The sequence below is a fragment of the Mesorhizobium sp. CNPSo 4670 genome (assembly GCF_057784235.1).
In genome coordinates this window covers 1-25,491 of the sequence record NZ_JBWJFQ010000037.1, presented here as the reverse complement: position 1 = coordinate 25,491, position 25,491 = coordinate 1, and the positions used below count along the sequence as shown (strand labels likewise).

Genomic DNA, 25,491 nt, shown 5'->3' with positions numbered 1-25,491 from the left:
ATGGTGTCTGGTTCGGCGGCTTGATCGCCGACAAAGCCTTCGACAGCAACACCATCATTGCCGATCTGAATGAGCGCGGCGCCAAGATCGTTATTTCACAGCACTCACGTCGTACTTTTCCGCTGCCGCTCGACAAGGAACTCTACAAATGGCGCCACCTCATCGAGAACTTCTTCTGCAAACTCAAGGAATTCAAACGTATCGCCATGCGAGCTGACAAAACCGACCAGAGCTTCGCAGCCTTCATCAATCTCGCAGCCGCCGTCATAAATTCACGCTGAATCTCAACAAGCCTTAGACGAGCGCATTTCTATCAACCGACTTTACGTCGAGCGGGCTAAAAGTCTGCGCCGCCGCCGCGATCTGGAGGTCCACGTCTTCTCGGGTGACCTTTTACGAGACGCTTGGTGCATCGTGCAAATGCTATTTCGCCAGTGCGCCTGCCCGGCCCTTTATCAAGTTGGCATTCGATGCTCGTTCTGTCGTCTTCCCAGGCAAGCGGACTCCCGGATGTTGACCCAGGGAATCCTATCTCCGCGAGATGGGCGTGAATGTTGGGTAGTCAGAAGCAGATAGATCCTTGCGAGGGGTCGTCGCGCCCGAGGTAGCGCGCAGAAACTTTCGCTATCCACTCCAAGTTTGTGTCTGGGACCAGCGTGGGAGGCTGCTGGTATTGGTCCCAGGCGCAGCGGTGCTCATTACAGAGACGTTGACCACTCTCCTCCGGCTGCAATGCTTGATATGAAGCGATGAATCCTTGACTGCCGACTTCGGCCGGAGCGGATAAGGCACGAAGCGTGTGGTGGTCAGTAGGCGGTGGGATACACTGGTACCTCTCGACTCTTGACCGGCTAGATGGCAGCAGAGATGGCTGCGGCTTGTGTCGGCGAAATGACCAAAAAGCATTTCTTGGCCGCGTGGGGATGAACACCCGGCGCCCTTCGCTCGGCGTCGGCAATGGCCAACACCGCCGCCGACTTTGGCTGCGTCGTGAGCCATCGGCCTTTGGGCTGTAGGCGATGCAGACCCGCCGTAAGGCCGAATAAAATGGCCACCGATCACAGGTGAAATAATGACACGCATATCCATCGCCGAAGAACTTGAAAGCGCCGCCAACGGCATCGCCGACATGTCGCGGGCGGATCTGCAGATTACCCTTCGGCGCGCGGCGCTGATGCTCCGGAACGTCGCCGGCGTGCCTCTTGAGCCAGCGACAGACGATGCGTTGAACTCGATTGCCGCCGAAATGAAAGTTACCCGCTCGGATCTCATTGGCATCATCGTTCGCGAGTGGCTGGAAACGAACGCATATCTGCCCGTTCGGATGGTCGATGAGGAAAGCGAAACGGACGGCAGCGCCTAGCCTGTAAATCTTTCTTGCCGGCGTGATCTTGGCTCCCCCAACGGGATGATGCTGGCCTTGCTTTTACCACCCGCCCGAAGTTGTTAGGGTCCGCTCGATTCGGGCGTCAACAGCCCGGATGGCAGAAGAAGGAAATCTCCATGACTTCGAGCGTAGCATTGGTCTGGTATCTGGTAATCGCCGGACCAGGGGGAGGAATGACCGTTCTTCCCAGCACCTTCGACAAGCGCGAACAGTGCACGGCAGCCCTTACCGAATATCAGAAGCAACCAACTCCGGCGGGCTGGTTACTGCAATGCGTGCCGAGCGCCTCGCCTTTCACCGATAGTGGCTCGGCCGATTAGCCATCGCTTAACCCCGTGAGCTTTGGGCAGGTCTCTTGGGGTGCGCGTTGGCTGGCCTCGCCGCTCAAGTCTCGTTCTTCGGGCGGTGGCGCCTCGGCCGCCGCCCGCCGTGGCGCTGTTCCAGGCGGTTCAGGCTGTCTACAATGACACGACGGTTGTTCTCGATCCGGATCACGCCGTCCATTCTCAGTCTGGTCAGCTCACGGCTCACCGTCTCGTCTCTAATTCCAAGGAAATCAGAGATCTCGGCACGCGTCAGCGGCAGATCGAAGCACGCCGACCCGGCCCGGCCCCCACGGGAATCGATATTGCGGGCGATCAAGAGAAGAAAGCTCGCCACCTTCTCGGGTGCCGTCTTGCATCCCAGGGTCACCATCCATTCGCGAGCCTCGTCGAGCTCGTTTAGCGTCTGCTTGAACAGGCGATGCTGGAGCTCGGGTGATTGCTTCATCATTTGTTCGACGGCCGCTCTCGGAAAGGAGCACAGAGAGACAGCTGTTGCCGCTTCCGCATTGATCGCACTTTTCACCTTGAACGGCTGTCCCAGAAAATCCGGCGCGAACTGAAGACCGACTATCTGCTGGCGGCCGTCTGAAAGGATCTTCGTCAGCTTCACAACGCCCGAAAGCAGGTTTGAATAGCTGTCGACGGCCTCGGCGTCACCCATCAGCTCGACCCCAGCTTCGATCCTGTGCCGCGACGACGTCTTGGCGAGCCGAGCCAAGTGATCTGGATGCAGCGCGCCGCAGACGCCGCGGTGCCGTGCCTGGCAAGACAGGCAATAAAAGGGAATGTCGGAACTGCGGATGTCTTGCTGTCCTGTCATTTGATCGCTCTCCCGATCTGATCGCCCTCCCGGTCCCAAGCGCCGGCAGGATAACAATCCACGGTAGAAAAATCGTTGCGGCAGTTTGTCGTTCCGCAGCCTGATCGAAATCAGGGCTTTGGCTCATATTAGCGTCCAGAGTCCCGGCGACGCAAAAAAATGGACCACGACATGCGCCCCGAGCTAGCTCACAAACTTGGCGAGAACGTCCCGCGCTATACCAGTTACCCGAGCGCGCCGCATTTCCATCCGGGCATCGATGCGGTCGTTTACCGCGGCTGGCTGGAGGCGCTAGAAGGCGGTGGCGAGATATCGCTTTACCTGCATATCCCTTATTGCGACAGGCTCTGCTGGTTCTGCGCGTGCCATACCAAACAGACGCGCAACTACGAGCCGGTGGCCGCTTATCTGCGCTCGCTGCATGCGGAGATCGCGACGGTTGGCGGCCTTGTCAGCGGCAAGGGTTGTCGAGTTCGCGCGGTTCATCTGGGCGGCGGTTCGCCGACGATGCTGAAGCCGCAGGATACGGTGACCTTGGGAGCGGTGCTGCGGGACAATTTCGACTTTTTCAACGATGTAAAGATCAGCGTCGAGATCGATCCGAACGATATGGACGAAGGCCGCCTCGACGCGCTTGCCAAAATAGGCATGACGCGGGCGAGCCTCGGCGTGCAGGATTTCGATCCGAGAGTGCAAAAGGCGATCAACCGTGAGCAGAGCTTTTTGCAGACCAAGGCAATTGTCGATGGCATTCGCTCCCGCGGAGTGGATTCCGTGAACCTTGATCTGCTCTATGGCCTGCCGCATCAAACCAGGCAGAGCCTGTGTTCCACCGTGGCGCGGGCGCTCACGCTGGAACCGGACAGGATGGCGCTGTTCGGCTACGCTCACGTGCCTTGGTTTAAGAAACATCAGACGATGATCGACGAGGCATGGCTTCCCGGACCGATGGAGCGACTCGCTCAATCGCAACTAGCCGCGCGAGCGATTGTGGACAAGGGGTACGAATCAATTGGGCTCGACCATTTCGCGAAGCCCGGCGATTCGCTGGCTGTAGCGGCACACGCGGGGACTTTGCATCGCAATTTTCAGGGCTATACGGAGGATCGTTGCGAGACCTTAATCGGACTTGGCCCTTCGTCGATCAGCCGGTTTCGCCAAGGCTACGTGCAGAACACGACTTCGACCGGCGAGTACGGCCGCATGATTGCAGACGGCGGGTTGACGGCCGTGCGCGGCATCGTGCTCTCGGACGACGATCGAGTCCGGGGCTGGATAATCGAGCGGTTGATGTGCGATTTCGCCTTTTCAGCGGTCGACCTGGTGGAGAGCTTCGGGAAAGCCGGCCAAAAGCTCCTTCTTCAGTCAAGCTCCATTGCCCTTAACGATCCTGCTGGACTGCTTGAACTGCGAGGCGACAAGTTCGTCGTGCCGGAGGAAAATCGTCCCTTCGTGAGGAGCATTGCGGTGAAGTTTGACAAATATTTCGAAGGCAAAGCCGCCAGGCACTCAGCGGCGGTCTGATTATTTCAGCGCAAGACTGGGCCATCGCGTGTGATGAATTGCCAGGTTGCGGTGGCTCATGGTTATTTGGTGCAGATACCCAGCTGACTATGTGACGGCTTAGCGCCCTGCCCGAACGGCCTCACGCGAGCTCCGCGAAGGCGCGCCGCCGTGGCCGAGATGATGGTATCCACGGCCTCGACGTCGAGCGAGGAAGGATCGAGGCTGAGGCCGGCACCGGGTTGAACGACATTGGACACGACGAGGCCGACCATAAGGGCGAGCGTCCAGCAGGCGAGTAAATAGATCATCGCCTTGCCGGCAACCCGGCCTCCGTTCTGGAGATCGTTCTTACCGGCGATCCCCGTCGCAACGGTTGGAGCGAGGTGGTTCCGACCTTCGCTGGCTTCCATCGCGGCGCTTCGGTCGAGTGGCGCTCGAAACCTACGAGGCACCGGTTTCGGCCTGGGAAAAGCTGTTCCGGGAATCCTTCGAGCTCAGCGAATAACCGGCTCGCCGTGGAAGCGTCGGCGCGAGGGCGGTGAAACGCCGAAGCCGACTTCCATCATCAGCCGCGGCGTGTGTGTCGGCACGGTACCCATGTGGAAGCCGAATGGATCCTCGACGAAGCCAAGCCCCGCCTCTCCAGTAAGCGTCACGGGGCTTTGCTCGCCATAGACGTCCAAAATCTCTTTCGCGGGGTGGCCGACGAGAAGCGTCAGCTGGTGCTTGAGCGCGCGCCGCCTGTGGCTGCCGCGGACATAGACATGCGGACCGGTACCTTTGTCGACCGGCAGTAGATAGAAGAAGAACTTCAACATGCGCCAGTCATCGAGGTCGAAGTGATATTTGTTGAGCGATGCCAGGTTTTTGTCGGCGTCGGAGGCCTGGCCGGTGGGGAAGCTCCACCAGACGCGCGTGGTAATCAGTTTTGCCTGGCCGCCAAGATAGTGCGCAGCGATATCCATCAGCAGCGGATCGTTTTGGACGGCGAGTGCCGCCTTGCAGTCGAGGATGCGCTCGAAATAATGGCCGCTCAGCAGGGGACGGCCGAACCGAGCCTCAGCCTCCGCATGCTCCGTCGGTAGGAATTCGAGACGCCGATCGAAATTGCCAAAGCAAGGTGTGCACCGCACGAAAGCTGCGATCGACTCATGGATAGATTTCGGCAAAACGAGTCCGGAAAAAAATCCGTCGGACTGCAGCGCATCGACAACGTCCTGGCGATCGACGTGGATGAACATCGTATCCTGTGCTTTCTGCGACGATCGAACAGGCTTTGCACCACGCCAGTGCATTCGCCGTGCCGGCATGGTGCGGGCGAGCACGAACATGGGCAGCCACGCTGGATTTTCGCGAAGATCCGACAGGTAGGTCGGAATGCGTACAGCTATTCGGCGTAGCACGCTGCCGTTTCGCGCGATCGATTCGAGGCTTGCAGCGCCGGCTTTGTCGGTACTCGTAACGGTCATCAGGATCCTCAGGTATGAATGCACTATCAACGAAGCATTGGTCTCGTTGCTTCGTTCCGTATTACCCAAACCCGATTCCCGCAGCGGAAGAACTAACCGCGCTTCAAAGCTTGTGCAACGCACAATTACCTCGCTGGCAAATGCGGACGGGTCCCTGCGCCAGTCGAAATAAGGTTGCGAAGCTGTCGTCATAATTAAATTAGGAACTGCTTAATAACTACATCAGGAACTGCTTATAGCCGCCGCCCATCAGGTGGCGGCCACGTTGGATGGCACGACGAACCCGGTCGCGAAGATGACCGCCCGGATGAGCCCAATCTTGTTCGACACGCGCTGACCCGAACAGGGCAATTGCGATCTCCTGATGGGAGGCTCCCGCGAGCGAGCCATCTAACGCCTGCAGCACGACACTCAAACGCCTTCCGCGGAGTTCCGGCGGAAAGTAAGCGGCTGCCAGGCGGCCGCTTGCATCGATATCATTAAGGAACTGAAGGGCGGCGACATGGAACTTCAAGTGGCGCGGCGGCACGATTGCATCCAACGGGTGCGTCTGCAGAACCCGGCAGTCCTGCCTCAGCAATACTGCTGCACACCGGCTGGGGTCAGCAGGATGTCCTTGCGGCATGACAGCGAAGCAAGATCAAGCGGTTGAAAATCATGGTTGAGCCCAGCCGTCTCCGCCCTGGCGCGCAGGATGCGGGCGCAGTCGCGCGAATCCCAAAAGACCCTTGCCGAGGCGGCGTCCAATTGTGGGTCGTCCGCGAAAAAGGAGGCTCCAATGGCTGAGGAAAGATGATCCACTCGTCAACTCGACTATCCTGGTATCGGCGGGGGTTCAATCGTGCCCGGCGGTGCGATTTGGGCGTGCTCGCGCTGGAATAGCGGATTGCGCCGAAGAAATTCCAAGGCCCAGGCAGTCGACTGGCATAGTGGTAGGCTTGGTGGCGACGCCAGTCCGGCCAGCATGCACGAGCGACCGTCCCTTCCCAGAGGAGACGAGCATTGTTCGCGGCACCAGATTCCGTAGTGGTCGCTATGCCGACTGGCCTAAGACCGGTTGCCACAGGACCGGCCCGCTCAGACGTCCCCTGAGGCGGATGGGCAAAAGGTTCGCCTGGGAAATTTCGAGAAATCCGGCCACCGCCAGCGTTTTGCCGACGGGCTTCGCTTGTGCGATGCGCGACAATGGCCACGTCGCGCGGCGCAGGATCCGTTCCATGCGCGTGTCGGTCACCGTTACTATCTGGGTGAGATGCTTGGCCAAGCCGAAGTCGAGCATGCCGGCAAAGAGCTCGTAGGTTGCTTGGGCCAGCCCGCCGGCCGAGTTGGGCGCTGACGCGGGAAGATCGAGCGCAAAACGACTGCTTTCCCATATGTCGGGCGTCGAGGGCACGGCAGCACCCCGCAGCTCTGGGAACGTATCGCGCAACATTGTGGGTCCTGTGCTGGGCAAAAGACGCACGCAACCGCGAATTCGCCAATCGGATCCCAAAATCGAAGCCGGCAGCGGCGGCCACCATCGCCTCACGGAGATCGCCAGCATGAACACTTGCTGACAGTTGCTCGACAAATTTTTCAAACAGGCGATGCATTGCGCTTTGCATGACCTCCTTATGAATGTCGCTGGATGCCGGACAGAGGCTTGAATTACAGGATCGCGAACCGGTGCAGCGCGCGCGAACCTTTCACCATCATCACTGTGATTGCGTCTTGCTTCTGAGCGAAGAAATGGTTTGGGGGCGCGACAGCGCTCGGCTGGTGAGAGCAGGACATTGCGCGATGACAGTGCAAGACCGTCGGCTTCGCGGACTCTCGGACAGGCAAGGATGGTAATTGGAAATTCAGATCCCGGGCCATACCAGCGCCTGTCTGCAGGAAAGAGCTAGGCGAGAACTGTCGCCATGTCATCAAGGCGCCGCACAGCCCTCTCTGACCTGGGCCCCCGCGGTGAAGCCTGGCACGGTCCTGACAATCGGCAGGCTCATGGCGCTTCTCCGCTTCTTGTGACGCCGGCTTCGGCGCCCGTGGGCGCATCGATAAAGACGTGCTCGGCAGCGGGGAAGCGCCGCATGCGCACCTCGTCCGCGTAGGCCGCGATCGCGGCGCCGGCCTGATCGCCGATTTCTGCGTAGCGCTTGACGAATTTCGGCCTGAACGAGGAGAACAGGCCGAGCATGTCGTCACTGACCAGGATCTGGCCGTCGCAGGCCGGTGAGGCTCCGATGCCGATAGTGGGGATTTCAATCTCGCCGGTGATCAGCCGCGCGAGCTGCTCTGGTATCTTTTCAAGCACAACGCAGAAAGCGCCCGCTTGCGCGACCGATATCGCGTCGCGCCTGATCCGCTCGGCGTCCTCTCCCCTGCCCTGCACGCGGTAGCCGCCGATAGCGTTGACAGCCTGCGGCGTCAGGCCGATATGGGCCATGACAGGAATGCCACGAGCCGTGAGGAAGCGAATAGTAGCAGCCATCGCCTCGCCCCCCTCCAGCTTGATAGCCGCGCAGGCGGTTTCAGCCATCAGCCGAGCCGCGTTGCGGAACGCCTGCTCGGGACTGTCCTCGTAGGAACCGAACGGCAGATCAACGACCATCAGCGCCCGCTCGAGGCCACGGCGCACTGCCTTGGCGTGCATGATCATCATGTCGAGCGTGACGCCGAGTGTGGAAGGCAGGCCGTGCAGGACCATGCCGACGCTGTCGCCGACAAGAACGATGTCGCAATTTCGATCGACCAGCTTTGCAATCGGCGTCGTATAGGCGGTGAGGCAAACGAGCGGGACACCACCCTTACGCGCCCGAATATCGGGCGGTGTAATCGCTTTTGAAATACCAGCTGTGCTCAACGCATGCCTCCTTCCCTTACGTGACCCACTTCAGGTGTCGTGTTTGGAACGTTTTTGTGCAAGTGCGCAGAGCTAAAAACTGACCGTGCAGCTGCGCGGTGTTGACGTGCAGACACGCGCGCTTAAGTTAAATCGATTCAGGCGCTCCGAGCCTGACCAACCACTTTCGCGAACATGGACGATCAGGCAAAAGGGACCACGAAAGACCGAACCACCGTCGAGGCCGACGAAGCCAAAGTGGATCTGATCGCCTTTGTCGTCGCCGTAAGCGACAATGAACCCTGTGTCCTCACCATCGGGCAGGCGGACACACTCCCTTCCGGACCATTTGCGCTTGAGCATCGATCGCTGCAAGCGGGTTTGAGGGGCTGGGTCGAGCAGCAGACCGGTCATCCGCTGGGCTACATTGAGCAGCTCTACACCTTCGCCGATCGGGACCGCGCCGGCGCCGAGCGCCGGCAGCGCGCCATCTCCATCAGCTATCTCGCACTGACCCGCAAGGAACAGGCAGCGCGTTCGGCCAAGTGCGGATGGCGAAGCTGGTATGAATATTTTCCATGGGAAGACCATCGATCCGGCACCCCGCCTGTGGTGCTGGACGTGCTGAGACCGCGCCTGATTGAATGGGCAGACAGCATCGGCGACGCAGCCGTAAGACGTGAACGACGGCGGCGGGTAGCGATTGCCTTCGGGTTAGACGGGCGGCATTGGAACGAGGAACTCACGCTTCAACGCTATGAGTTGATTTACGAAGCAGGCCTGGTCCAAGAGGCTGGAAGCGGACCCGACGCGACGCTGCCTTCGCTTGTGCCCAGCAAGTCCATGGTGGCCGATCATCGCCGCATCGTGGCGACGGGTATTGCGCGACTACGCTCAAAGATCAAATACCGGCCGGTCGTCTTTGAGCTGATGCCGCAGTATTTCACTCTGCTGCAGCTGCAACGAACCGTCGAAGCGCTCGTCGGCAGGCTGATCAACAAGCCGAACTTTCGTCGCCTGATAGAGCAGCAGGAACTGGTCGAGGAGACCGGCGAGACTTCGGTCGACACGGGCGGGCGCCCGGCAAGACTCTATCGCTTCCGCCACGCGGTCCTCGACGAAACGGCGATGGTCGGCACAAAATTGCCGGTCGCCAAGGGTTGACATGCTTATAGTCAACGTGGATATATACCACTTATAGTCAAATAGATTATAATTGGGAGCGCCGATGATGAGCGGGGCGTTATCTTCGGCGGCGTCTCTGTATCGGCGCGTCTGGCGCGTCATCCCCCCCGGGGAATGGGCGGTTTTCAGCCCGGACATCGAGGCTATTCTGGCGCTGAAGCGCGAGCGCAACGCGATCATCCTGGCGCACAATTATCAGACGCCTGAGATCTTCCATTGCGTGGCCGATATCGTCGGCGACAGCTTGGCACTGGCTCGCAAGGCTGTGACGGTCGAGGCGCAAGTCATCGTGCTGGCCGGCGTGCATTTCATGGCCGAAACGGCCAAGCTGCTTAATCCGGACAAGACGGTGCTCATCCCAGATCTAGACGCCGGCTGCTCGCTGGCTGATTCGATCACGGCACAAGACGTACGCTTGATGCGCCAGCGTTATCCCGGCGTGCCGATCGTCACCTATGTCAACACGTCGGCTGAAGTGAAAGCCGAGTCGGATATCTGCTGCACATCGGGCAACGCCAAGGCGGTCGTCGAATCCCTTGGCGTTGATCGGGTGATTATGTTGCCGGACGAATACTTGGCCCAGAATATCGCCGCCCAGACCCAAGTTGAGATCATCGCTTGGAAAGGCCATTGCGAGGTGCATGAGCGCTTCACACCGGCCGATATCCGCGAGCTGCGCGAAAACCATCCTGGCGTGACGGTGCTAGCCCATCCTGAATGTCCGCCCGACGTTGTGGCTGAAGCCGATTTTTCGGGTTCGACCGCAGCCATGTCCGACTATGTCGAAAGGCAAAAGCCGTCGCGCGTCGTGCTGATGACGGAGTGCTCAATGAGCGACAACGTCGCGGTAGCGCATCCAGAAGTCGACTTCATCCGGCCCTGCAATTTGTGCCCGCACATGAAGCGGATCACGCTCGCCAACATCCGCATGGCGCTTGAGCAGAACCGTCATGTCGTCACGATCGAGCCCAGCATCGCTGGGCGCGCGCGGCTCGCGGTCGAACGGATGCTGGCAATTTGAGCGCCTGTGTCCGCAGCTTCTTTGGGCGACCCATCATCATCGGCGGCGGCATCGCCGGACTGATGACCGCGCTTCAACTAGCGCCGGAGCCGGTGCTTCTTCTGTCCAGGACGCTACTGGGAGCTGACTCGTCGAGCACCTCGGCTCAGGGGGGACTGGCTGCAAGTTTGGGCCAAGACGACGATCCGGAGCTGCACTTGGCCGATACGCTTGCCGCCGGGGATGGTCTGTGCGCCCCAGATATGGCGAGCCGCATCCTCGAAGCCGCGCCCAGCGCAATCGAGGGGCTTGCGGGCTTGGGGGTTCCGTTCGACCGTACGCCAAAGGGATCATTGTGTCTCGGCTTGGAGGCCGCGCACAGCCGGCGTCGCATCGTTCATGCGCATGGCGACGGCAGCGGGCGTGAGATCATGCGGGCGCTGATCGCGGCCGCGCGCTCAACTCCCTCGATTGTCGTCGTTGAGGGCGTGGAAGCACGTCGTCTGGCTGTCAGGGACAATGCGATCCATGGCGTCTGGGCGAGCTGTTCGTTAGGACCCGTCTTCTTCGGCTCACGCCGGGTCGTCGTTGCCACCGGTGGGATCGGCGGGCTGTTTTTCGATACCACCAATCCTTCGGGAAGTTGCGGACAGGGCTTGGCGCTTGCGGCCCGCGCGGGAGCTGTCCTTGCCGACCTCGAGTTCATCCAGTTCCACCCGACCGCGCTTGATGGCCCCGAACGCCCTATGGCGCTGGTCAGCGAGGCCGTCCGCGGCGAAGGTGCTACCCTGATCGATGAGACAGGTCGACGCTTCCTCGATGGCGTGCCAGGCGCCGAACTCGCGCCACGGGATATCGTTGCACGCGCGGTCTGGAGTCATTTGGCAGATGGTCATCAGGTCTTCCTCGACGCGCGGCAACGGCCTGGGGCGAAATTTGTCCGACACTTCCCCACAATCGCATCTGCCTGTCGTGGATACGGCATCAATCCCGTCCGGGATCTCATTCCTATTCGCCCTGCCCAGCACTATCACATGGGTGGTATCGCCGTGGACGGCTCGGGTAAGACGTCGGTCAAGGGGTTGTGGGCCTGTGGCGAAGCCGCCTCGACCGGACTGCATGGCGCCAACAGGCTCGCCAGCAATTCCTTGACGGAGGCCGTTGTGTGTGCGCGCTGGGTCGCTGAAAGCGTGGCCGGAACGCCTGCTCGCAGAACAAGGCCACTGTTTGCGGGCAGTTACCCGTCACCCGATCCGGCACCCGCGCGTCCTTTCGTGTCGCGCGCGCTCGGCATCGTGCGCAACGGCGAAGCCTTAGAAGCGGCCGCACGGGCGCTGTTGCCGCTCGCTGAAAACCAGGGCGCGGCATCGGATGCGGCGGTTGTGGGTCTGATGATTACTATTTCCGCCTTGCGGCGCCGAGAGAGCCGCGGCGCTCATTACCGCGAGGATTTTCCCCATCCTGCGGCTGTTGCACGACGCTCCGAGATCACCCTCGAGGCCGCCTTGGCCGCAGCGCGGGAACTTACACCCTCGCCAACGCTGGAAAGTGCCACCTGATGAGCCTGTCACCACTTCCCGCGATGATGCTCGAGCCGCTGGTGCGCTCAGCCCTCCTCGAAGACCTTGGCAGAGGCGGTGACGTGACGACAGACGCGACCGTAGCGAAATATCACCACGCCACAACCGTGCTGGCTGCACGCGAGCACGGTGTTGTCGCCGGGCTCGATCTGGTGAGCCTCGCCTTCAAGTTGATCGACCAAAATATCAAGCTGGATGTGAACCGAGCCGACGGCAGCAGAGTTGCTCAAGGGGAGATAATTGCATCGGTGAGTGGTCCGACCCGGGCCATTCTTACCGCTGAACGCACGGCGCTGAATTTCTTATGCCATTTGAGCGGCATTGCCACGGCAACCGCTTCGATTGTCGCAGCGGTTCGCGAGCACCGCGCCAAGATTACCGGCACCCGCAAGACGACGCCCGGGTTGCGGATGGTCGAAAAATACGCCGTGCGTGCTGGCGGCGGTGCCAATCACCGCTTCGGCCTCGACGACGCCGTCCTGATCAAGGACAACCACATCGCGGTTGCCGGCGGCATCCGCCCCGCCATCAAGTGCGCGAGAAAGAGCATAGGCCATCTCGTCAAGATCGAAGTCGAGGTCGACACGCTGGCCCAGTTGGAAGAAGCCCTCTCGCTCGCCCCAGACGCCGTCCTGCTCGACAACATGCCGATCGATGAGCTTCGCCAGGCTGTGACCATGGTTGCCGGCCGGGCGATCACGGAGGCGTCGGGCCGGATCACCGCTTCAACCGCGCCCGTCATCGCGGCAACTGGCGTCGATCTGATGTCCATCGGGTGGCTGACCCATAGCGCGCCGATTCTCGACATCGGACTGGACTATTACTCGCCGTGATCGCCGCCAACCGGGCGGGGATCGACAGTAAATCGAAGCGGTATCAATCGGACGAAGAAGCCAGGGCAAGTGAAGAGCTAGGAAACAGGACGGATATGCACGACACTAATCCGACTTACACGACGCCGCGGACACAATGCGCTGAGGGCGGGATGTGGACCCTGGAGAAGGCTCGGGGACTTCACGATGCCCCTTTTAACAATCTGCTCTTCCTGGCGCAAACCGTTCACCGTCAGAATTTCGATCCGAACAAAGTTCAGCTCAGCCGGCTTCTTAGCATCAAGACAGGCGGTTGCCCGGAAGATTGCGGCTATTGCAGCCAATCGGCGCATCACGAAACCGGCCTGAAAGCCTCGAAGCTGATGGAACTGGAGCGCGTCATCGCAGAGGCGACCAAGGCGCTTGACGCCGGCGCCACCCGCTATTGCATGGGTGCGGCCTGGCGCAATCCGAAGCCGCGCGACATGGATGCGGTGGTGGCCATGGTCGAAGGCGTCAAGGCGCTCGGCATGGAAACGTGCATGACGCTTGGCATGCTCGATCGTGAGCAGGCCATTAGACTGAAGCAGGCAGGGCTGGACTACTATAACCACAACATAGATACCTCGGAACGCTACTACGGCGAGGTGATCAGCACACGAAGCTTTGCCGATCGGCTTGAGACACTTGAGAACGTGCGCCAATCCGGCATCAAGGTCTGCTGTGGCGGCATCGTCGGCATGGGTGAGGAGCCGATGGACCGCATCGACATGCTCGTCACTCTTGCCAACCTGCCGGAGCATCCCGAAAGCGTTCCGATCAACATGCTTATCCCGATCGACGGCACCCCGCTTGCCCACGCCAGGCCGATCGAGCCTATCGAATTCGTGCGCGTCATCGCGCTGGCCCGCATCATGATGCCGAAATCGCATGTCCGCCTTTCCGCCGGCCGCACTGCCATGACTGACGAGATGCAGGCGCTGTGCTTTTTTGCCGGTGCCAACTCGATCTTCGTCGGCGACACGCTGCTCACCGCCGACAATCCAGGCGAGGACAAAGACACGCTGCTGTTGCGGCGTCTCGGCATCGAGCCGATGGAATTTGATGCGCAATGAACGGGGCACCGCTGGCCCGCTACGAGGCAACCCTGCAGGGGCTGGCGCGCAGGGGCCGGCTGCGGCAGCTTGCGCCGCGCGCCGGTCTCGACTTCTCGTCGAACGACTATCTGGGGCTTGCGGGCAGCAAGAGGCTCGGCGACGCGGTCGCGGCCGCCATTGCCCGCGGCACACCGGTCGGCGCCACAGGATCGCGGCTGCTGCGCGGCAACGCGCCCGAGCATGAGGAACTAGAGGCAGAGGCGGCAACGTTCTTCGGGGCCGAACGCGCGCTGTTCTTCGGCGGTGGCTACATCGCCAACTTTGCACTGCTAACCGCGCTGCCGCAGAAGGGCGACCTTTTGGTCCTCGACGAACTCGCCCATGCCAGCATGCGTGAGGGGGCGCAGGCCGGACGCGCCGAGTTCAAGCTGGCAGCGCATAACGACGTCGACGCCTTCGAGGCTGCAATCACCCGCTGGCGCGCAGACGGCGGCGTCGGGCGTGTCTGGATCGCGGTCGAAACCCTCTACAGCATGGATGGCGACTATGCGCCGCTAGAAAGTCTGGTCGCGCTGGCAGATCGGCGCGAGGCTTTCATCCTCGTCGACGAAGCCCATGCCACCGGCGTCTGGGGACCGGACGGTCGGGGGCTTACCGCGGCATTCGAGGGCCGCGACAACATCGTCGCGCTCCACACATGCGGTAAGGCGCTCGGCGCGTCCGGTGCGCTGGTCACAGCGCCGCGAAAGCTGTGCGACTATCTCGTCAACCGGTGCCGGCCATTCATCTACGCCACCGCGCCATCGCCGCTGATGGCAGTGGCGGTTCGCGAAGCGCTCGCCATGCTGTCAGACGAGCCTATGCGCCGTATTCAGTTGCAGGAACGCGTTGCCTTCGCGGGCCGCCAACTGGCAGACCGCTGCGGCGTGAAGCCCAGCGGGTCGCAGATCCAGCCCTTTGTCATCGGGGATAACAGGCGCACCATGGCGGTGGCAGCAGAACTGCAGGCGCGCGGCTTCGACATACGCGGCATTCGTCCGCCGACTGTGGCAGAGGGCACATCGCGGCTGCGCATTTCGCTGACGCTCAACGTCGATAAGCCGGACATTTGCGCCATGGTCGAGGCGCTCGCCGAGGTGTTGGCCCAAACACGGCCGGGGGCGATATGACCCAACGCATCGTCATCGCCGGAACGGACACCGGAATTGGCAAGACCGTGTTTGCGGCCGGGCTCGCCGGCCAGCTCGATGGCTTCTACTGGAAGCCGGTGCAGTCGGGCCTCGACGGCGAAACCGACAGCGAGGTTGTGGAACGGCTCGCCGGCCTGCCGAAAGGACGCGTGCTGCCGGAAGTCTACCGCTTGAACGAGCCGCTGTCGCCGCATCGTTCAGCCGAACTCGACGGCGTCGCGATAGACGTCGCAGAGCTCTCGCTTCCGGACTTGCCGGGTCCGATCGTCATCGAAGGTGCCGGGGGACTGATGGTGCCGCTCAACCGGCGCACCAAGTTCATCGACATATTCGCTCAGTGGCGGATGCCGGTCATCCTATGCGCCCGTACCACGCTCGGCACGATCAACCACACCCTGCTGTCGATCGAAGCGCTCAGGGCACGTTCCATCCCGCTCATCGGCATTGCCTTCATCGGCGATGAGGTGGCCGATACGCAGCGAACAATCGTGGAGCTGGGCGGCGTGCGGCAGCTTGGCAGGCTGCCACACCTTGACCCCCTGACGATTGAGACGCTGAGGGATGCGATGGTTGCCGGCTTCGACCTTGCCTCGATGACCGGAGGCGAATGAATGTCGCAGTCCCGTGTGTGGCATCCTTTCACCCAGCATGCGCTCGAGCCGGCGATCCCTGAAATCGTCTTGACCGAAGGCGCCTACCTCCACAAGGCCGACGACACGCGCATCCTGGATGCCATTTCCTCCTGGTGGGTCGTCACGCATGGCCACCGCCATCCCCGCATCATGAAGGCGATCGAGACGACTGCGGCGAGCCTCGACCAGATCATCTTCGCCGGCTTCACCCACGAGCCGGCGGAGCGCTTGGCCAGGGCCCTTGTCGGCCTCGCTCCCTCCGGTCTCGACTGGGTGTTCTATTCCGACAGCGGCTCGACCTCCGTCGAAGTCGCGCTGAAGATGGCGCTTGGCTATTTCGGCAACATCGGGGCACCGCGCTCGCGCATCGTCGTCATGGAGCACAGCTATCATGGCGACACCATCGGCACGATGAGCGTTGGCGCCCGCGGCGTGTTCAACGCCGCCTACGAGCCTTTGCTGTTCGAGGTAGACACCATTCCCTTCCCGGCCGCGGGACGCGAACAAGAGACGCTGGATCGGTTCGAGGCCGTTGCCCGCGACCGGCGGGCCGCCGCGCTGATCGTCGAGCCGCTGGTGCTTGGCGCCGGCGGTATGCTGATGTATCCCGCCTGGGTTCTGACCGAACTGAAGAAGATTGCCGAAGCCTCCGGCACGCTGCTGATCGCCGACGAAGTGATGACCGGCTGGGGGCGGACCGGAACCATGTTCGCCTGCGAGCAGGCCGCGATCTCTCCGGATATCCTGTGCACCTCGAAGGGCTTGACCGGCGGTGCCATCCCGCTAGCCGCCACGCTCGCCACCGATGCCATCTTCCAGGCCCATTATTCCGAAGACCGTAAGAAAACCTTCTTTCATTCGAGCTCCTACACCGCCAATCCGATTGCCTGCGCGGCCGCACTCGCCAATGTCGAGATCTGGCGCGACGAGCCGGTAGCCGAGCGGGTCGCGGCCCTGAGTGCAAAGCAGGCCGCCGGGCTTCAACGCTTTCGCGATAACCCTCGCTTCACCGACAGCCGGGCGACCGGGACGATCACGGCTCTCGATCTGCGCACCGACTCCGCCGGCTATCTGGCCGAGATCGGGCCAAAACTGCGGGCTTTTTTCCTCGAGCGCGGCCTGCTCGTGCGTCCGCTTGGCAATGTCCTCTATCTTCTGCCGCCCTATTGCATCACCAGCGAGGAACTGGACGGTCTCTATGACGCCATCGAGGAGGCCAGCGAACGCTTCGGTTCGGGGCCATGAGCCGATCGTCGCGCATTCTCGGGTTCGGCCATCATGCGCCTGGGCGCAAAGTGGCGAATGCCGAGATCGAGAGCAATCTTGGCCTCGAGCCGGGCTGGATCGAAAAGCGCACGGGAATCCGTTCGCGCTTCTGGGCGACAGATGAAGACACGCTGTCCGGCCTTGCCACGCAGGCTGGCGAGATGGCGCTGGCGAACGCCGGGATCGACCGTAGCGACATTGGTCTGCTGTTGCTCGCCACTTCGACGCCCGACCATCTCCTGCCGCCAAGCGCGCCCCTGGTCGCGCACAAGCTCGGCCTTGGCCGCGCAGGCGCGGTCGATCTGACCGGCGCCTGCGCCGGCTTCATCTATGCGCTGATGTTCGCGGACGGCTTCACCCGCCTACACGGCAAGGCGAGCCTTGTCATTGCCGCCAACATCCTCAGCCGTCGCATCAATCCGGCCGAGCGCGCAAGCTCGGTTCTTTTCGCCGATGCCGCCGGCGCCGTGGTGATTGGTCCGTGCGGGGATGCCGATCGGGGGATTCTCGGCGCTTCCGTGGATTCGGATGGCTCGCGCTACGGGCTGATCCAGATCCCGGCGGGCGGAAGCAACATCCCGTTCCGTGGCGGCCTGGATCTCGGGCAAACCCTCATGACGATGACCGACGGCCGCGAAGTGTTCGCTAAGGCGGTCGAGATGATGACTGATTGCTCGATCAGCGCGCTTGCCGCTGCCGGAGCCCAACCACAAGATGTCGGCAGGTTCGTGCCACATCAGGCCAATGCTCGTATTTTCGATGCGGTCGAGCGAAACCTTGGCATTGCTGATCATACGACGGTCAAGACGATCGCCGAGTACGGCAACTCTTCCGCCGCGACGATTCCCCTTTCTCTGTCGCTCGCCCATCAAACGGAGCCGTTTCGGCCGGGCGAGAAAATCCTGCTAGCGGCAGCGGGTGCGGGTCTCAGCGGCGGCGCACTCGTCGTTGGAATTTAGCCAGGCACGAGTTGCTGACGGGTCATTCACGATGGATAGGACAACGGATCAATGCGAAAACTAGTCGCCGGCAAGCTACACGGCATCCACGTCACCGAAGCAAACCTCAACTACCACGGTTCGATAACGCTCGACCCTGACCACTGCGAAGAAGCCGGGATCCTGCCCATGGAATTCGTGGAGATATGGAACAAGAATTCCGGCGCGCGGATCTCGACCTATGTCATTCTGGGCGAGCGCGGCTCACGTTGCTGTATCCTCAACGGTGCGGCTGCCCGCACCTGCCAGCCGGACGACCAGATCATTGTCTGCAACTCCATCTACCTGGACGAAGCGCACATTACGTCGCTGAAGCCGCGGATCGTTACGTTCGACCAGGACAACAACATACTCGACCGCCTAAGCTACTCCGTCGATCTCGATGCCGATGGCCGTTACAGTTTCTCGATCCTTGACGAGGCGGGTGAGGCTTTGGCCATCCCTGCCCTGGTCTCTGGAGCGTGACTTGGCCTCCACATGTGTGCAGGCCTCTCCCCCGTTGCAACTTACTCGGCGCTAACGAGAGTATCTAAACCTGCCCGAGCCGCTGACCCTCCGGTTTCGAAAGAACGAGTCCGGTGGCCTTTCGATACGGCGGGCTTTCGCGAGATCGCAAATATGGGCAGCCGAAAGGCCGCAAGCAGCATTGAAATGGCCCTTCGCGCCGGGGCCAGCGATTCACCAACTATCCGACGTCTCCCCAAATTCGGCGAAGATATCAGATTTCGTCAATCGGTGGCTTGCTAGGAAGGCCGAGCCTGGCTCGTTGGCCATCGGCGAAATTCTCAGCGGGACACTGTGTGCGGAACCGATGAACCGTCAGTTTGCCGTCCTCAACAATATGAACGGCCCATCCCCCACCGCAGCGTTTGACGCGCACGTCGTTAGGTTCGCCAGCCACCATCGCTGCCTCATTTTCGTCGCCCTGGACCAAGACTGGAAGTCGTCCCGGCACCTCGAAAAACATGGACCTTACGTAACGTCAAGCGCGGATTTTCTGACAGCTCGCGCGATATGGATTCGTCGGCGACACGGGCTCAGGGCCGGACCCTCCGAGCCCGCCGCACCTTGCATTCGGATCGATTTAGATGGCCCGATTTTGCGCGTTAATGCTGCCTTAATTATCCACAGCTAATGTCAGTGGGAACGCGTATTCAGTTCGAGTACCACTGCAAAAAGCCCGCCACTCTCTCGTCTAGAGTGGCGGGCTTTTTCCGCTGAGAGACGCTGGCGCTGTCGGTGCGGATGCTGCCCCAGCACGATCGCGGTTTACAGGATCCATAAGTCGTCAAGCCGCGCGGCCCGTCACGACAGCCCTTTTGCTGCCGCGGATCAGCCTGTTCTGTTTTCAAGGGGCGACGCGCAGAGGAAGCCAAAACAGCGATGTCATACGCCCTTCGAGAGAGCCCTTTTGCGAACAGTACCGCATGACAACCTGATCCGGGAAGACGCCGCGACGCTCTGATGGTGGAAATTCTGGCGAAGCCCAAGGTCCTATTTGCAAAGCACACGGTGTTGCTTGCCGGGCTGGCTGACGTTCTTGCAGACCAGCGGCTTATGCGGCGAGGAAGAAGAGACCGTAACACTGGCAACCGTGATGCGCGCCTGTTTGATGTCTTGTGACCTGCTGCACGACGCAGTTCGAGCCTTTCTGGCTCTCCTATGGCGCAACCGGAAACACGCTGGTTTCGATCGGTTGCTGCTGCAGACGTGGGGGGCTTTGTCAAAGAGTAGTTGGCATCAAGTGGTCCCGGAATAATCACCGTACGGTCATCGCTGCGCGCGCAGCACAGCCCAACGGCAAAGCCAGCCCAGCAAGAAAGGGCGGTGTCCGTTCAAACATAGTACAACCCTTGGCGGGCATACCCCGGCTTGAAAGCCGCCGAAACCGGCGCAATGGGCGCGAAGAAAGGGCGGCATTTTTGCCGCCCCTCCGTGATCGTCGAGTTGCGTGGACCTTAGAAGTCCATGCCGCCCATGCCGCCCATGCCGCCCATGCCACCGCCGCCCATGCCGCCAGGCATGCCGCCGCCAGCCGACTCCTTCTTCGGAGCCTCCGCGATCATGGCTTCGGTGGTGACGAGCAGGCCGGCGACCGAGGCCGCGTCCTGGAGAGCCGTGCGAACGACCTTGACCGGGTCGACGATGCCCATGGCGATCATGTCGCCATACTCGCCGGCCTGGGCGTTGTAGCCGTAGGTCGCGCCCTTGTTGTCGAGGATCTTGCCGGCAACGATCGAAGCTTCCGCACCGGCGTTCGAGGCGATCTGGCAGGCCGGAGCCTAACGCGGTCGTGAGATAAGGCTGCAGGCTCGCACTAGTCAAGATGGAAGGGACAGGGCGAAGAGCAAAAAGCTGCTTTCGCCGACGCTATCCACGCCGCCTTAGACACACGGCAGCGGGAGGGGGGCGAGGGAGCTAACGCAATCGGAGGTGCTCGTCTTAGTGTGCATCGCCTATGTCCAGCCGATCACGCGTGGCGAGCTGTTGTCCTTCCTCGCACGCTCGTCTGCGGGTGTGGGCTGGCCACCCATTTAACGATCGACGTGTCGAATGATTTCGCGGCGCCGTCCGATTTCCTCCGTTAAAATCCGGAGGCGATTGGATCGAAATACGGGTCTCAAATCGCAAATTGCGGTGGGACCGGCCCCTCGGCGCATGACGAGCTAACTACTGCTTCCCCGCCCTTTGTGAATCCAGCTCTTCGCCTTCGACCGGAGTGGTATCGATGGTCCTCGACTGGAGGCGCTGCAGTTCTTCGAGACGTTCGCCGTTAACGGTGTTGGGATCAAGCCGCTCGTTGAGATTTATGGTCGTCGCGACCTCGAGGCGCCCCCCCCGGGGTCGCGCAAAGGAACGCGGCGGCAAGCTCCTCGCGAGAATAGCCGTCGTTTCCAAGCCGTTTGCCGCCGAGGTCACGGTCAAAGTGCATGGCATGCCGGGGCCAGTGCACCTCGTTTGCGATTGCTGTCTAAACGCCTGCGCATCCCAGAAGGTCTTGAAGGCGGGCGTTTGAATAACGGAACCGAGTAGTCAGCGCATTACGGATGGTGGCCGCATCGCGGTGAAGAAGGCTTCGGCATGGGCAGTTCGCCCATTCGGGTTCCGGACGCGCCTGCCGACCTCGCTCCACACTTCGCGATAGCGTGGAAATGATGACTGCATGTTCGACGGAGGCGCTCTAAACGGCCCGGCTGCGGCCACAAGACATCGACGGTCATGCGATCGTCAAGACGATCGTCGATTACGGCAACTCTTGCGTCGCCACGCGCAGTTGACATCAAGAACGAGTGAGAATCGGATGGCGGGCCGGATGTGCTTGCCAAAGCAGTGCCTTCCCGTTCAACCAGGTTTCTGCCAGTCGCGCCGTACTTTGCAGTGCACCTCACCGCGAAAGATGGCCGTACAGATCAGCGAGGAGAAGCAGTATTTGTCTCGGATCTCGATCTATGGGGTCTTGACGGCGAAGCGCGCGGGCACATGCACAACGCTCGGGGCGCGTTGTCGTCATCAGGTTGTCGTCAGCTTCCCGATTTAACAAAACAGACAGGGTGGTCGCGCTGGACGAACATCGGCTGCCGATGCTCACGATGCATGCCTGCCGAGGGCTGTTAAAGGGTAGTTTGTTCCTGATTTCCGGCACGTCAAATCCAGCCCAGCTTCGATGCCTATATTTTTGAAGGGAGGAACGGATGGATTTCGCCTCGACGAAGTGGGAGCAGGTAAAGTCGGACGGCGCGGGCCGGCAAGCGAGTTCGCCCACGGTGCGATCCGCAGATGCGACGACCTTTGAGCGGCAGCTGAACGAGATCGCCAATTCCCGTGGCGGCAGAGCAATGCCGGCGGCCTCGACGTTGCAGCCGGTCCAGTCAGCTGGGGTTTTAATAGGGCACAGCAACGAGCCTCTCTATTCCGAGGATGCTCGCCTTATTTCGGTGCTTGAGAAGGGCCTCCGCCACGGCAATGCCGCCAATCACACCGCCAACGGCTATGTATACTCTCTTCGCAGCTTCAGCCGCCGGCTCTTCGCAAATAAAAGAGATCCGATTGCTGCTCGGCTCGACGACCAGTCGCTTACCGATGATGCCCGCGAAGCCATCGAAAAGGGTCATAATAGACGACTCCTCTCGGCAATAAACTATCTCCGGACCTTCCAGTCGACGGGCGGATTCGTGCCGATCACAAGCCGGACTGATCTAATTCCGCACCCCCAGGACGTGGCTCTCATCAAAGAGTACAGAAACGACGCGGGATCGACCCGCAGGGTGTATGCAACTGTTCTTCGCAAATTCAGTGACTACCTGCGTAAGAGCAACAAGCCAGGAATTGCTGGTCGGCTTTCGGGCACGTCGTTGGGCGGCGATGTCGAGCGCTATAGGAGAGACGTCGGCGGCAGTGGGAATATCGGTGCCGCACTGGCTGATCTGCGAAAATCGCAGGCAGGCGCTAAAGCGATGGGACTCGAGCCCCATATTCCCCTCGTTCCTGCTGCCGAAAACGCGGTCCGGATGGAGCCGATGCAGGAAGCGGACAGGTGGCCAGCGGAGCTGCGTCCCGTAGAAAGCTACGATCAGGATTTGCTTTGGGAGATGATGGACAAACCCGGTCCGTCGTCATCTCTCGAGGCAGCCGCGCGCCATGACCAGTCATCGGATCCCCGAGAGTCCATTCGCCCCTTGAACTCGGGCTACGACCGCCACCAGTTCCCCGACGAGCCGATGGATGCACTTGCCAGCAGCAACCTCCTGCCAGGCGGGGAGGTCCTCATCAACGATGAGCATGACACAGCTGGGTTGCGGCCAGCGAAGAGGCCGAGGACCCTGGACAATCTACACGGTCTTCCCATTGAGCGGCAGCTGAGCGAGATCGCCAATTCAGGTGGAATTAGAGCAATGCCGGCGGCCTCGACACTGCAACCGTCTCAGACAGCTGGAGTTTTGACAGGGCGGAGCAAGCAGCCTCTTTATTCCGAGGACGTAGGCCTTATTTCGGGCTTTGAGAAGGCCCTCTTCGAGGGTAAGGCCGCCAATCACACCGTCAATGCCTATGTATATTCTCTTCGCAGCTTCGGGCGCTGGCTCTTCGCAAATAACAAAGATCCGATTGCTGCTCGGCTCGACGATCAATCGCTGACCGATGATGCGAGCGAGGCCATGGAAAAGGGTTATCACGGGAGACTCCCTGCGGCAATTGACCATCTCCGGACCTTCCAGGAGACGGGCCGCGTGCTGATCACAAGCCCCGCTGAGCTAAATCCTCACCCCCAGGATCTGGCTCTCATCAAAGAGTACAGAAACGACGCAGCGACAAGGACCGGCAGGTCTGTTCTTCGCAGTTTCAGCGACTACCTGCGTAGAAATAACAAGCCGGGCATTGCTGGTCGGCTTTCCGGCACGTCATTGGATGGCGATGTCGAGCGCTATCGGAAAGACGGCGGTGATCGGAATATCGGTGCCGCACTGGCTGATCTGCGAAAATCGCAGGCAGGCGCTAAAGCGATGGAGCTCGAGCGCCATATCCTCCCCGTTCCTGATCCCGAAAACGCGCCGCGGATGGAGCCAATGTCCGTCGGCGCCGCTGCGCAGCAAAGCTGGCCAGAGGAGCTGCCTCCTGTAGAAAGCTACGACCAGGATTTGCTTTGGGAGATGATAGACAAATCCGGCCCGTCGTCTCCCGAGCCAGCCGCGCGCCATGACCAGTCATCAGACCCCGGAGGGTCTATTCGTCACTTGAACTGGGGCTACGACCGCCAGCAGTTCCCCGACAAGCCGATGGGTGCATTTGCCAGCAGCAACCTCCTGCCAGGCGAGGAGGTCCTCATCAACGATGAGCGTGACACAGCTGGGTTGCGGCCAGCGAAGAGGCCGAGGACCCCAGCCAATCTACACGGTCTTGCCATTGAGCGGCAGCTGAGCGAGATCGCCAATTCAGGTGGAGCAATACCGGCGACCTCGACACTGCGGCCGGCTCAGTCAGCTGGAGTTCGGATAGGGCGGAGCAAGCAGCCTCTTTATTCCGAGGACGCTCGCCTTATTTCGGGGCTTGAGAAGGCATTCCCCAACGGCAACGCCGCCAACCGCACTGCCTACAACTATGTATATTCTCTTCACAGGTTCGGGCGCTGGCTCTTCGCAAATAACAAAGATCCGTTTGCCGCCCGGCTCAACGAGCAATCGCTGACCGATGATGTGCGCGAGGCCATCGAAACGGGTCATTACGGGAGACTCCGTCCGGCAATGGACCATCTTCGGACCTTCCAGTCGACGGGCGGAGTGGTGCCGATCACAGGCCGCGCTGAGCTAAATCCTCACCCCCAGGACGTGGCTCTCATCAAAGAATACAAAAACGAAGCAGGGACATCGACCGGCAGCCGGTACGCAGGTATTCTTCGCAGTTTCAGCGACTATCTGCGTGAGAACAACAAGCCGGGCATTGCTGCTCGGCTTTCCGGCACGTCGTTGGACGGCGATGTCGAGCGCTATAGGAAGGACGGCGGGGGCAATCGGAAAATCGGTGCCGCACTGGCTGATCTGCGAAAATCGCAGGCAGGCGCTAAAGCGATGGAGCTCGAGCGCCATAACCTCCCCGTTCCTGATCCCGAAAACGCGCCGCGGATGGAGCCGATGCCCGTCAGCGGCGCCGCTGCGCAGCACAGCGCGTGGCAGGAAGCGGACAGGTGGCCAGAGGAGCTGCCTCCCGTAGAAGGCTACGATCAGGATTTGCTTTGGGAGATGATGGACGAACCCGGCTCGTCGTTGTCTCTCGAGCCAGCCCCGCGCCAGTTCTCCGACATCGGTGTATTTGCCAGCAGCAACCTCCTGCCAAGCGAGGAGGTCCTCATCAACGAGGAGCGTGACCCAGCTGGGTTGCGGCCAGCGAAGAGGCCGAGGACCCTGGACAATCCAGACGGCCTTGCCATTGAGCGGCAGCTGAGCGAGATCGCCAATTCAGGCGGTCGCCTGCTGACGTCGGCGGACCCCATCCATCAACTGGGTGCATTGCCATCGCAGGCGCAGGACATCGTCCAGGCCGGACGGCAAGAACCTGCCCGGTTCGCTTCAACCTGGTCGCCGCAGATGCCGCTCAACTTTGATTGGAGTATGTGGCCGACCCTGGAAGCAGCGTCAGCGCCCGCTGCCAGCGCCCGCCCCGACACCTACCGGGATTTTCCATTGGTTGCTCTGACTGCGGCCACGCCATCTGAATCACGCGACGATGATAATTCCGTGCCGGCGTTTGCAAGCAAATCCGCCGATGCTCAGGTCGGGGCTTTGGGTCCGACCGCCCCGTCTCACGGCCGCGGGCTGGTGCTCCAGGACATGGAATGGCTGGGCGACGAGCATGTCCTGAGGGACTACCAGCTCCTGACGCAAGAGTTGCGGGGGAACAATCCGGGTCTCGC

At 61.0% G+C, this 25,491-nt stretch carries 19 protein-coding genes and 5 pseudogenes; 16 read left to right on the top strand and 8 right to left on the bottom strand.

Annotated features, from left to right (window positions below; translation table 11 throughout):
- The 3 genes and pseudogenes from AC0ZT5_RS34170 to AC0ZT5_RS34160 all read left to right on the top strand — a co-directional run.
- A pseudogene (locus AC0ZT5_RS34170) lies at window positions 1-281 on the top strand (IS5/IS1182 family transposase); the annotation flags it as partial.
- 791 nt (window positions 282-1,072) lie between these two features.
- Complete coding sequence (locus AC0ZT5_RS34165) at window positions 1,073-1,363, top strand: hypothetical protein (RefSeq protein WP_488481544.1); 291 nt, start codon at window positions 1,073-1,075, stop codon at window positions 1,361-1,363.
- A 140-nt stretch (window positions 1,364-1,503) separates the two neighbouring features.
- Window positions 1,504-1,707: a hypothetical protein gene (locus tag AC0ZT5_RS34160; RefSeq protein WP_488481545.1), complete on the top strand. Its 204-nt coding sequence runs from the start codon at window positions 1,504-1,506 to the stop codon at window positions 1,705-1,707.
- A 64-nt stretch (window positions 1,708-1,771) separates the two neighbouring features.
- Here the strand turns inward: AC0ZT5_RS34160 and AC0ZT5_RS34155 are convergent, their stop codons facing one another.
- A complete protein-coding gene (locus AC0ZT5_RS34155; protein ID WP_488481546.1) occupies window positions 1,772-2,533 on the bottom strand; it encodes a Crp/Fnr family transcriptional regulator in 762 nt (253 codons plus the stop codon).
- A 171-nt stretch (window positions 2,534-2,704) separates the two neighbouring features.
- On the opposite strand from AC0ZT5_RS34155, the gene hemN reads away from it, so the two are divergent.
- Window positions 2,705-4,057, top strand: a complete 1,353-nt coding sequence (gene hemN, locus AC0ZT5_RS34150; protein ID WP_488500043.1) for an oxygen-independent coproporphyrinogen III oxidase — start codon at window positions 2,705-2,707, stop codon at window positions 4,055-4,057.
- Between the two features lie 164 nt (window positions 4,058-4,221).
- Here the strand turns inward: hemN and AC0ZT5_RS34145 are convergent.
- From AC0ZT5_RS34145 to panB, 6 genes and pseudogenes are all read right to left on the bottom strand, one after another.
- A pseudogene (locus AC0ZT5_RS34145) lies at window positions 4,222-4,413 on the bottom strand (cation:dicarboxylate symporter family transporter); the annotation flags it as partial.
- A gap of 120 nt (window positions 4,414-4,533) precedes the next feature.
- A complete protein-coding gene (locus AC0ZT5_RS34140) occupies window positions 4,534-5,508 on the bottom strand; it encodes a hypothetical protein (RefSeq protein WP_488500042.1) in 975 nt (324 codons plus the stop codon).
- 217 nt (window positions 5,509-5,725) lie between these two features.
- The gene (locus AC0ZT5_RS34135; protein WP_488500041.1) at window positions 5,726-6,049 is read right to left on the bottom strand and encodes a DUF2285 domain-containing protein; all 324 of its coding nucleotides are present in this window, start codon (window positions 6,047-6,049) and stop codon (window positions 5,726-5,728) included.
- A gap of 492 nt (window positions 6,050-6,541) precedes the next feature.
- Window positions 6,542-7,000: pseudogene (locus AC0ZT5_RS34130) on the bottom strand (acyl-homoserine-lactone synthase); the annotation flags it as partial.
- Window positions 7,001-7,252: 252 nt separating this feature from the next.
- A pseudogene (locus tag AC0ZT5_RS34125) lies at window positions 7,253-7,342 on the bottom strand (pantoate--beta-alanine ligase); the annotation flags it as partial.
- A gap of 147 nt (window positions 7,343-7,489) precedes the next feature.
- Window positions 7,490-8,350, bottom strand: a complete 861-nt coding sequence (gene panB / locus AC0ZT5_RS34120) for a 3-methyl-2-oxobutanoate hydroxymethyltransferase (protein WP_488500040.1) — start codon at window positions 8,348-8,350, stop codon at window positions 7,490-7,492.
- A gap of 174 nt (window positions 8,351-8,524) precedes the next feature.
- Here panB and AC0ZT5_RS34115 point away from each other — a divergent pair, with 174 nt between their 5' ends.
- The 11 genes from AC0ZT5_RS34115 (at window position 8,525) to AC0ZT5_RS34065 (ending at window position 19,712) form a co-directional block, all read left to right on the top strand.
- Complete coding sequence (locus AC0ZT5_RS34115; RefSeq protein WP_488500039.1) at window positions 8,525-9,493, top strand: NUDIX hydrolase; 969 nt, start codon at window positions 8,525-8,527, stop codon at window positions 9,491-9,493.
- A gap of 67 nt (window positions 9,494-9,560) precedes the next feature.
- Window positions 9,561-10,535 (top strand): quinolinate synthase NadA, encoded by a 975-nt coding sequence (gene nadA, locus AC0ZT5_RS34110; RefSeq protein ID WP_488500038.1) that lies wholly within the window; start codon window positions 9,561-9,563, stop codon window positions 10,533-10,535.
- Window positions 10,532-12,073, top strand: coding sequence for an L-aspartate oxidase (locus tag AC0ZT5_RS34105; protein ID WP_488500037.1), 1,542 nt, complete (start codon window positions 10,532-10,534; stop codon window positions 12,071-12,073). The genes nadA and AC0ZT5_RS34105 overlap by 4 nt, the downstream gene beginning before the upstream one ends.
- Window positions 12,073-12,927 (top strand): carboxylating nicotinate-nucleotide diphosphorylase, encoded by an 855-nt coding sequence (nadC, locus tag AC0ZT5_RS34100; RefSeq protein WP_488500036.1) that lies wholly within the window; start codon window positions 12,073-12,075, stop codon window positions 12,925-12,927. The genes AC0ZT5_RS34105 and nadC overlap by 1 nt, the downstream gene beginning before the upstream one ends.
- Window positions 12,928-13,079: 152 nt before the next feature.
- Window positions 13,080-14,021, top strand: a complete 942-nt coding sequence (gene bioB / locus AC0ZT5_RS34095; RefSeq protein ID WP_488500035.1) for a biotin synthase BioB — start codon at window positions 13,080-13,082, stop codon at window positions 14,019-14,021.
- Complete coding sequence (locus tag AC0ZT5_RS34090; RefSeq protein ID WP_488500034.1) at window positions 14,018-15,172, top strand: 8-amino-7-oxononanoate synthase; 1,155 nt, start codon at window positions 14,018-14,020, stop codon at window positions 15,170-15,172. Before bioB ends, AC0ZT5_RS34090 begins: the two co-directional genes overlap by 4 nt.
- Window positions 15,169-15,804, top strand: coding sequence for a dethiobiotin synthase (gene bioD / locus AC0ZT5_RS34085; protein ID WP_488500033.1), 636 nt, complete (start codon window positions 15,169-15,171; stop codon window positions 15,802-15,804). Before AC0ZT5_RS34090 ends, bioD begins: the two co-directional genes overlap by 4 nt.
- Window positions 15,805-17,070, top strand: coding sequence for an adenosylmethionine--8-amino-7-oxononanoate transaminase (locus AC0ZT5_RS34080; protein ID WP_488500032.1), 1,266 nt, complete (start codon window positions 15,805-15,807; stop codon window positions 17,068-17,070).
- Window positions 17,067-18,050 carry a beta-ketoacyl-ACP synthase III gene (locus tag AC0ZT5_RS34075; protein WP_488500031.1) on the top strand — a complete coding sequence of 328 codons (984 nt, stop codon included), beginning with the start codon at window positions 17,067-17,069 and terminating at the stop codon, window positions 18,048-18,050. The genes AC0ZT5_RS34080 and AC0ZT5_RS34075 overlap by 4 nt, the downstream gene beginning before the upstream one ends.
- Window positions 18,051-18,101: 51 nt before the next feature.
- The gene (gene panD, locus AC0ZT5_RS34070; protein ID WP_488500030.1) at window positions 18,102-18,554 is read left to right on the top strand and encodes an aspartate 1-decarboxylase; all 453 of its coding nucleotides are present in this window, start codon (window positions 18,102-18,104) and stop codon (window positions 18,552-18,554) included.
- Between the two features lie 999 nt (window positions 18,555-19,553).
- Window positions 19,554-19,712, top strand: a complete 159-nt coding sequence (locus AC0ZT5_RS34065) for a hypothetical protein (protein ID WP_488500029.1) — start codon at window positions 19,554-19,556, stop codon at window positions 19,710-19,712.
- Window positions 19,713-20,047: 335 nt separating this feature from the next.
- On the opposite strand, the pseudogene AC0ZT5_RS34060 reads toward AC0ZT5_RS34065, so the two are convergent.
- Window positions 20,048-20,371 (bottom strand): annotated as a pseudogene (locus AC0ZT5_RS34060) (TCP-1/cpn60 chaperonin family protein); the annotation flags it as partial.
- Window positions 20,372-21,781: 1,410 nt separating this feature from the next.
- Here AC0ZT5_RS34060 and AC0ZT5_RS34055 point away from each other — a divergent pair.
- Window positions 21,782-25,491: hypothetical protein (locus tag AC0ZT5_RS34055; protein WP_488500028.1), on the top strand; the 3,710-nt coding region annotated here is incomplete at its 3' end.

Bases quoted from the DNA above. Each gene is read 5' to 3' on its own strand.
- AC0ZT5_RS34090 (WP_488500034.1), top strand. From the start codon at position 14,018: ATGAACGGGGCACCGCTGGCCCGCTACGAGGCAACCCTGCAGGGGCTG.
- AC0ZT5_RS34075 (WP_488500031.1), top strand. From the start codon at position 17,067: ATGAGCCGATCGTCGCGCATTCTCGGGTTCGGCCATCATGCGCCTGGG.
- AC0ZT5_RS34140 (WP_488500042.1), bottom strand. From the start codon at position 5,508: ATGACCGTTACGAGTACCGACAAAGCCGGCGCTGCAAGCCTCGAATCG.
- nadC (WP_488500036.1), top strand. From the start codon at position 12,073: ATGAGCCTGTCACCACTTCCCGCGATGATGCTCGAGCCGCTGGTGCGC.
- bioD (WP_488500033.1), top strand. From the start codon at position 15,169: ATGACCCAACGCATCGTCATCGCCGGAACGGACACCGGAATTGGCAAG.
- AC0ZT5_RS34155 (WP_488481546.1), bottom strand. From the start codon at position 2,533: ATGACAGGACAGCAAGACATCCGCAGTTCCGACATTCCCTTTTATTGC.
- panD (WP_488500030.1), top strand. From the start codon at position 18,102: ATGCGAAAACTAGTCGCCGGCAAGCTACACGGCATCCACGTCACCGAA.
- bioB (WP_488500035.1), top strand. From the start codon at position 13,080: ATGTGGACCCTGGAGAAGGCTCGGGGACTTCACGATGCCCCTTTTAAC.
- hemN (WP_488500043.1), top strand. From the start codon at position 2,705: ATGCGCCCCGAGCTAGCTCACAAACTTGGCGAGAACGTCCCGCGCTAT.
- AC0ZT5_RS34165 (WP_488481544.1), top strand. From the start codon at position 1,073: ATGACACGCATATCCATCGCCGAAGAACTTGAAAGCGCCGCCAACGGC.
- nadA (WP_488500038.1), top strand. From the start codon at position 9,561: ATGAGCGGGGCGTTATCTTCGGCGGCGTCTCTGTATCGGCGCGTCTGG.
- AC0ZT5_RS34065 (WP_488500029.1), top strand. From the start codon at position 19,554: ATGGTGGAAATTCTGGCGAAGCCCAAGGTCCTATTTGCAAAGCACACG.
- AC0ZT5_RS34160 (WP_488481545.1), top strand. From the start codon at position 1,504: ATGACTTCGAGCGTAGCATTGGTCTGGTATCTGGTAATCGCCGGACCA.
- AC0ZT5_RS34115 (WP_488500039.1), top strand. From the start codon at position 8,525: ATGGACGATCAGGCAAAAGGGACCACGAAAGACCGAACCACCGTCGAG.
- AC0ZT5_RS34080 (WP_488500032.1), top strand. From the start codon at position 15,805: ATGTCGCAGTCCCGTGTGTGGCATCCTTTCACCCAGCATGCGCTCGAG.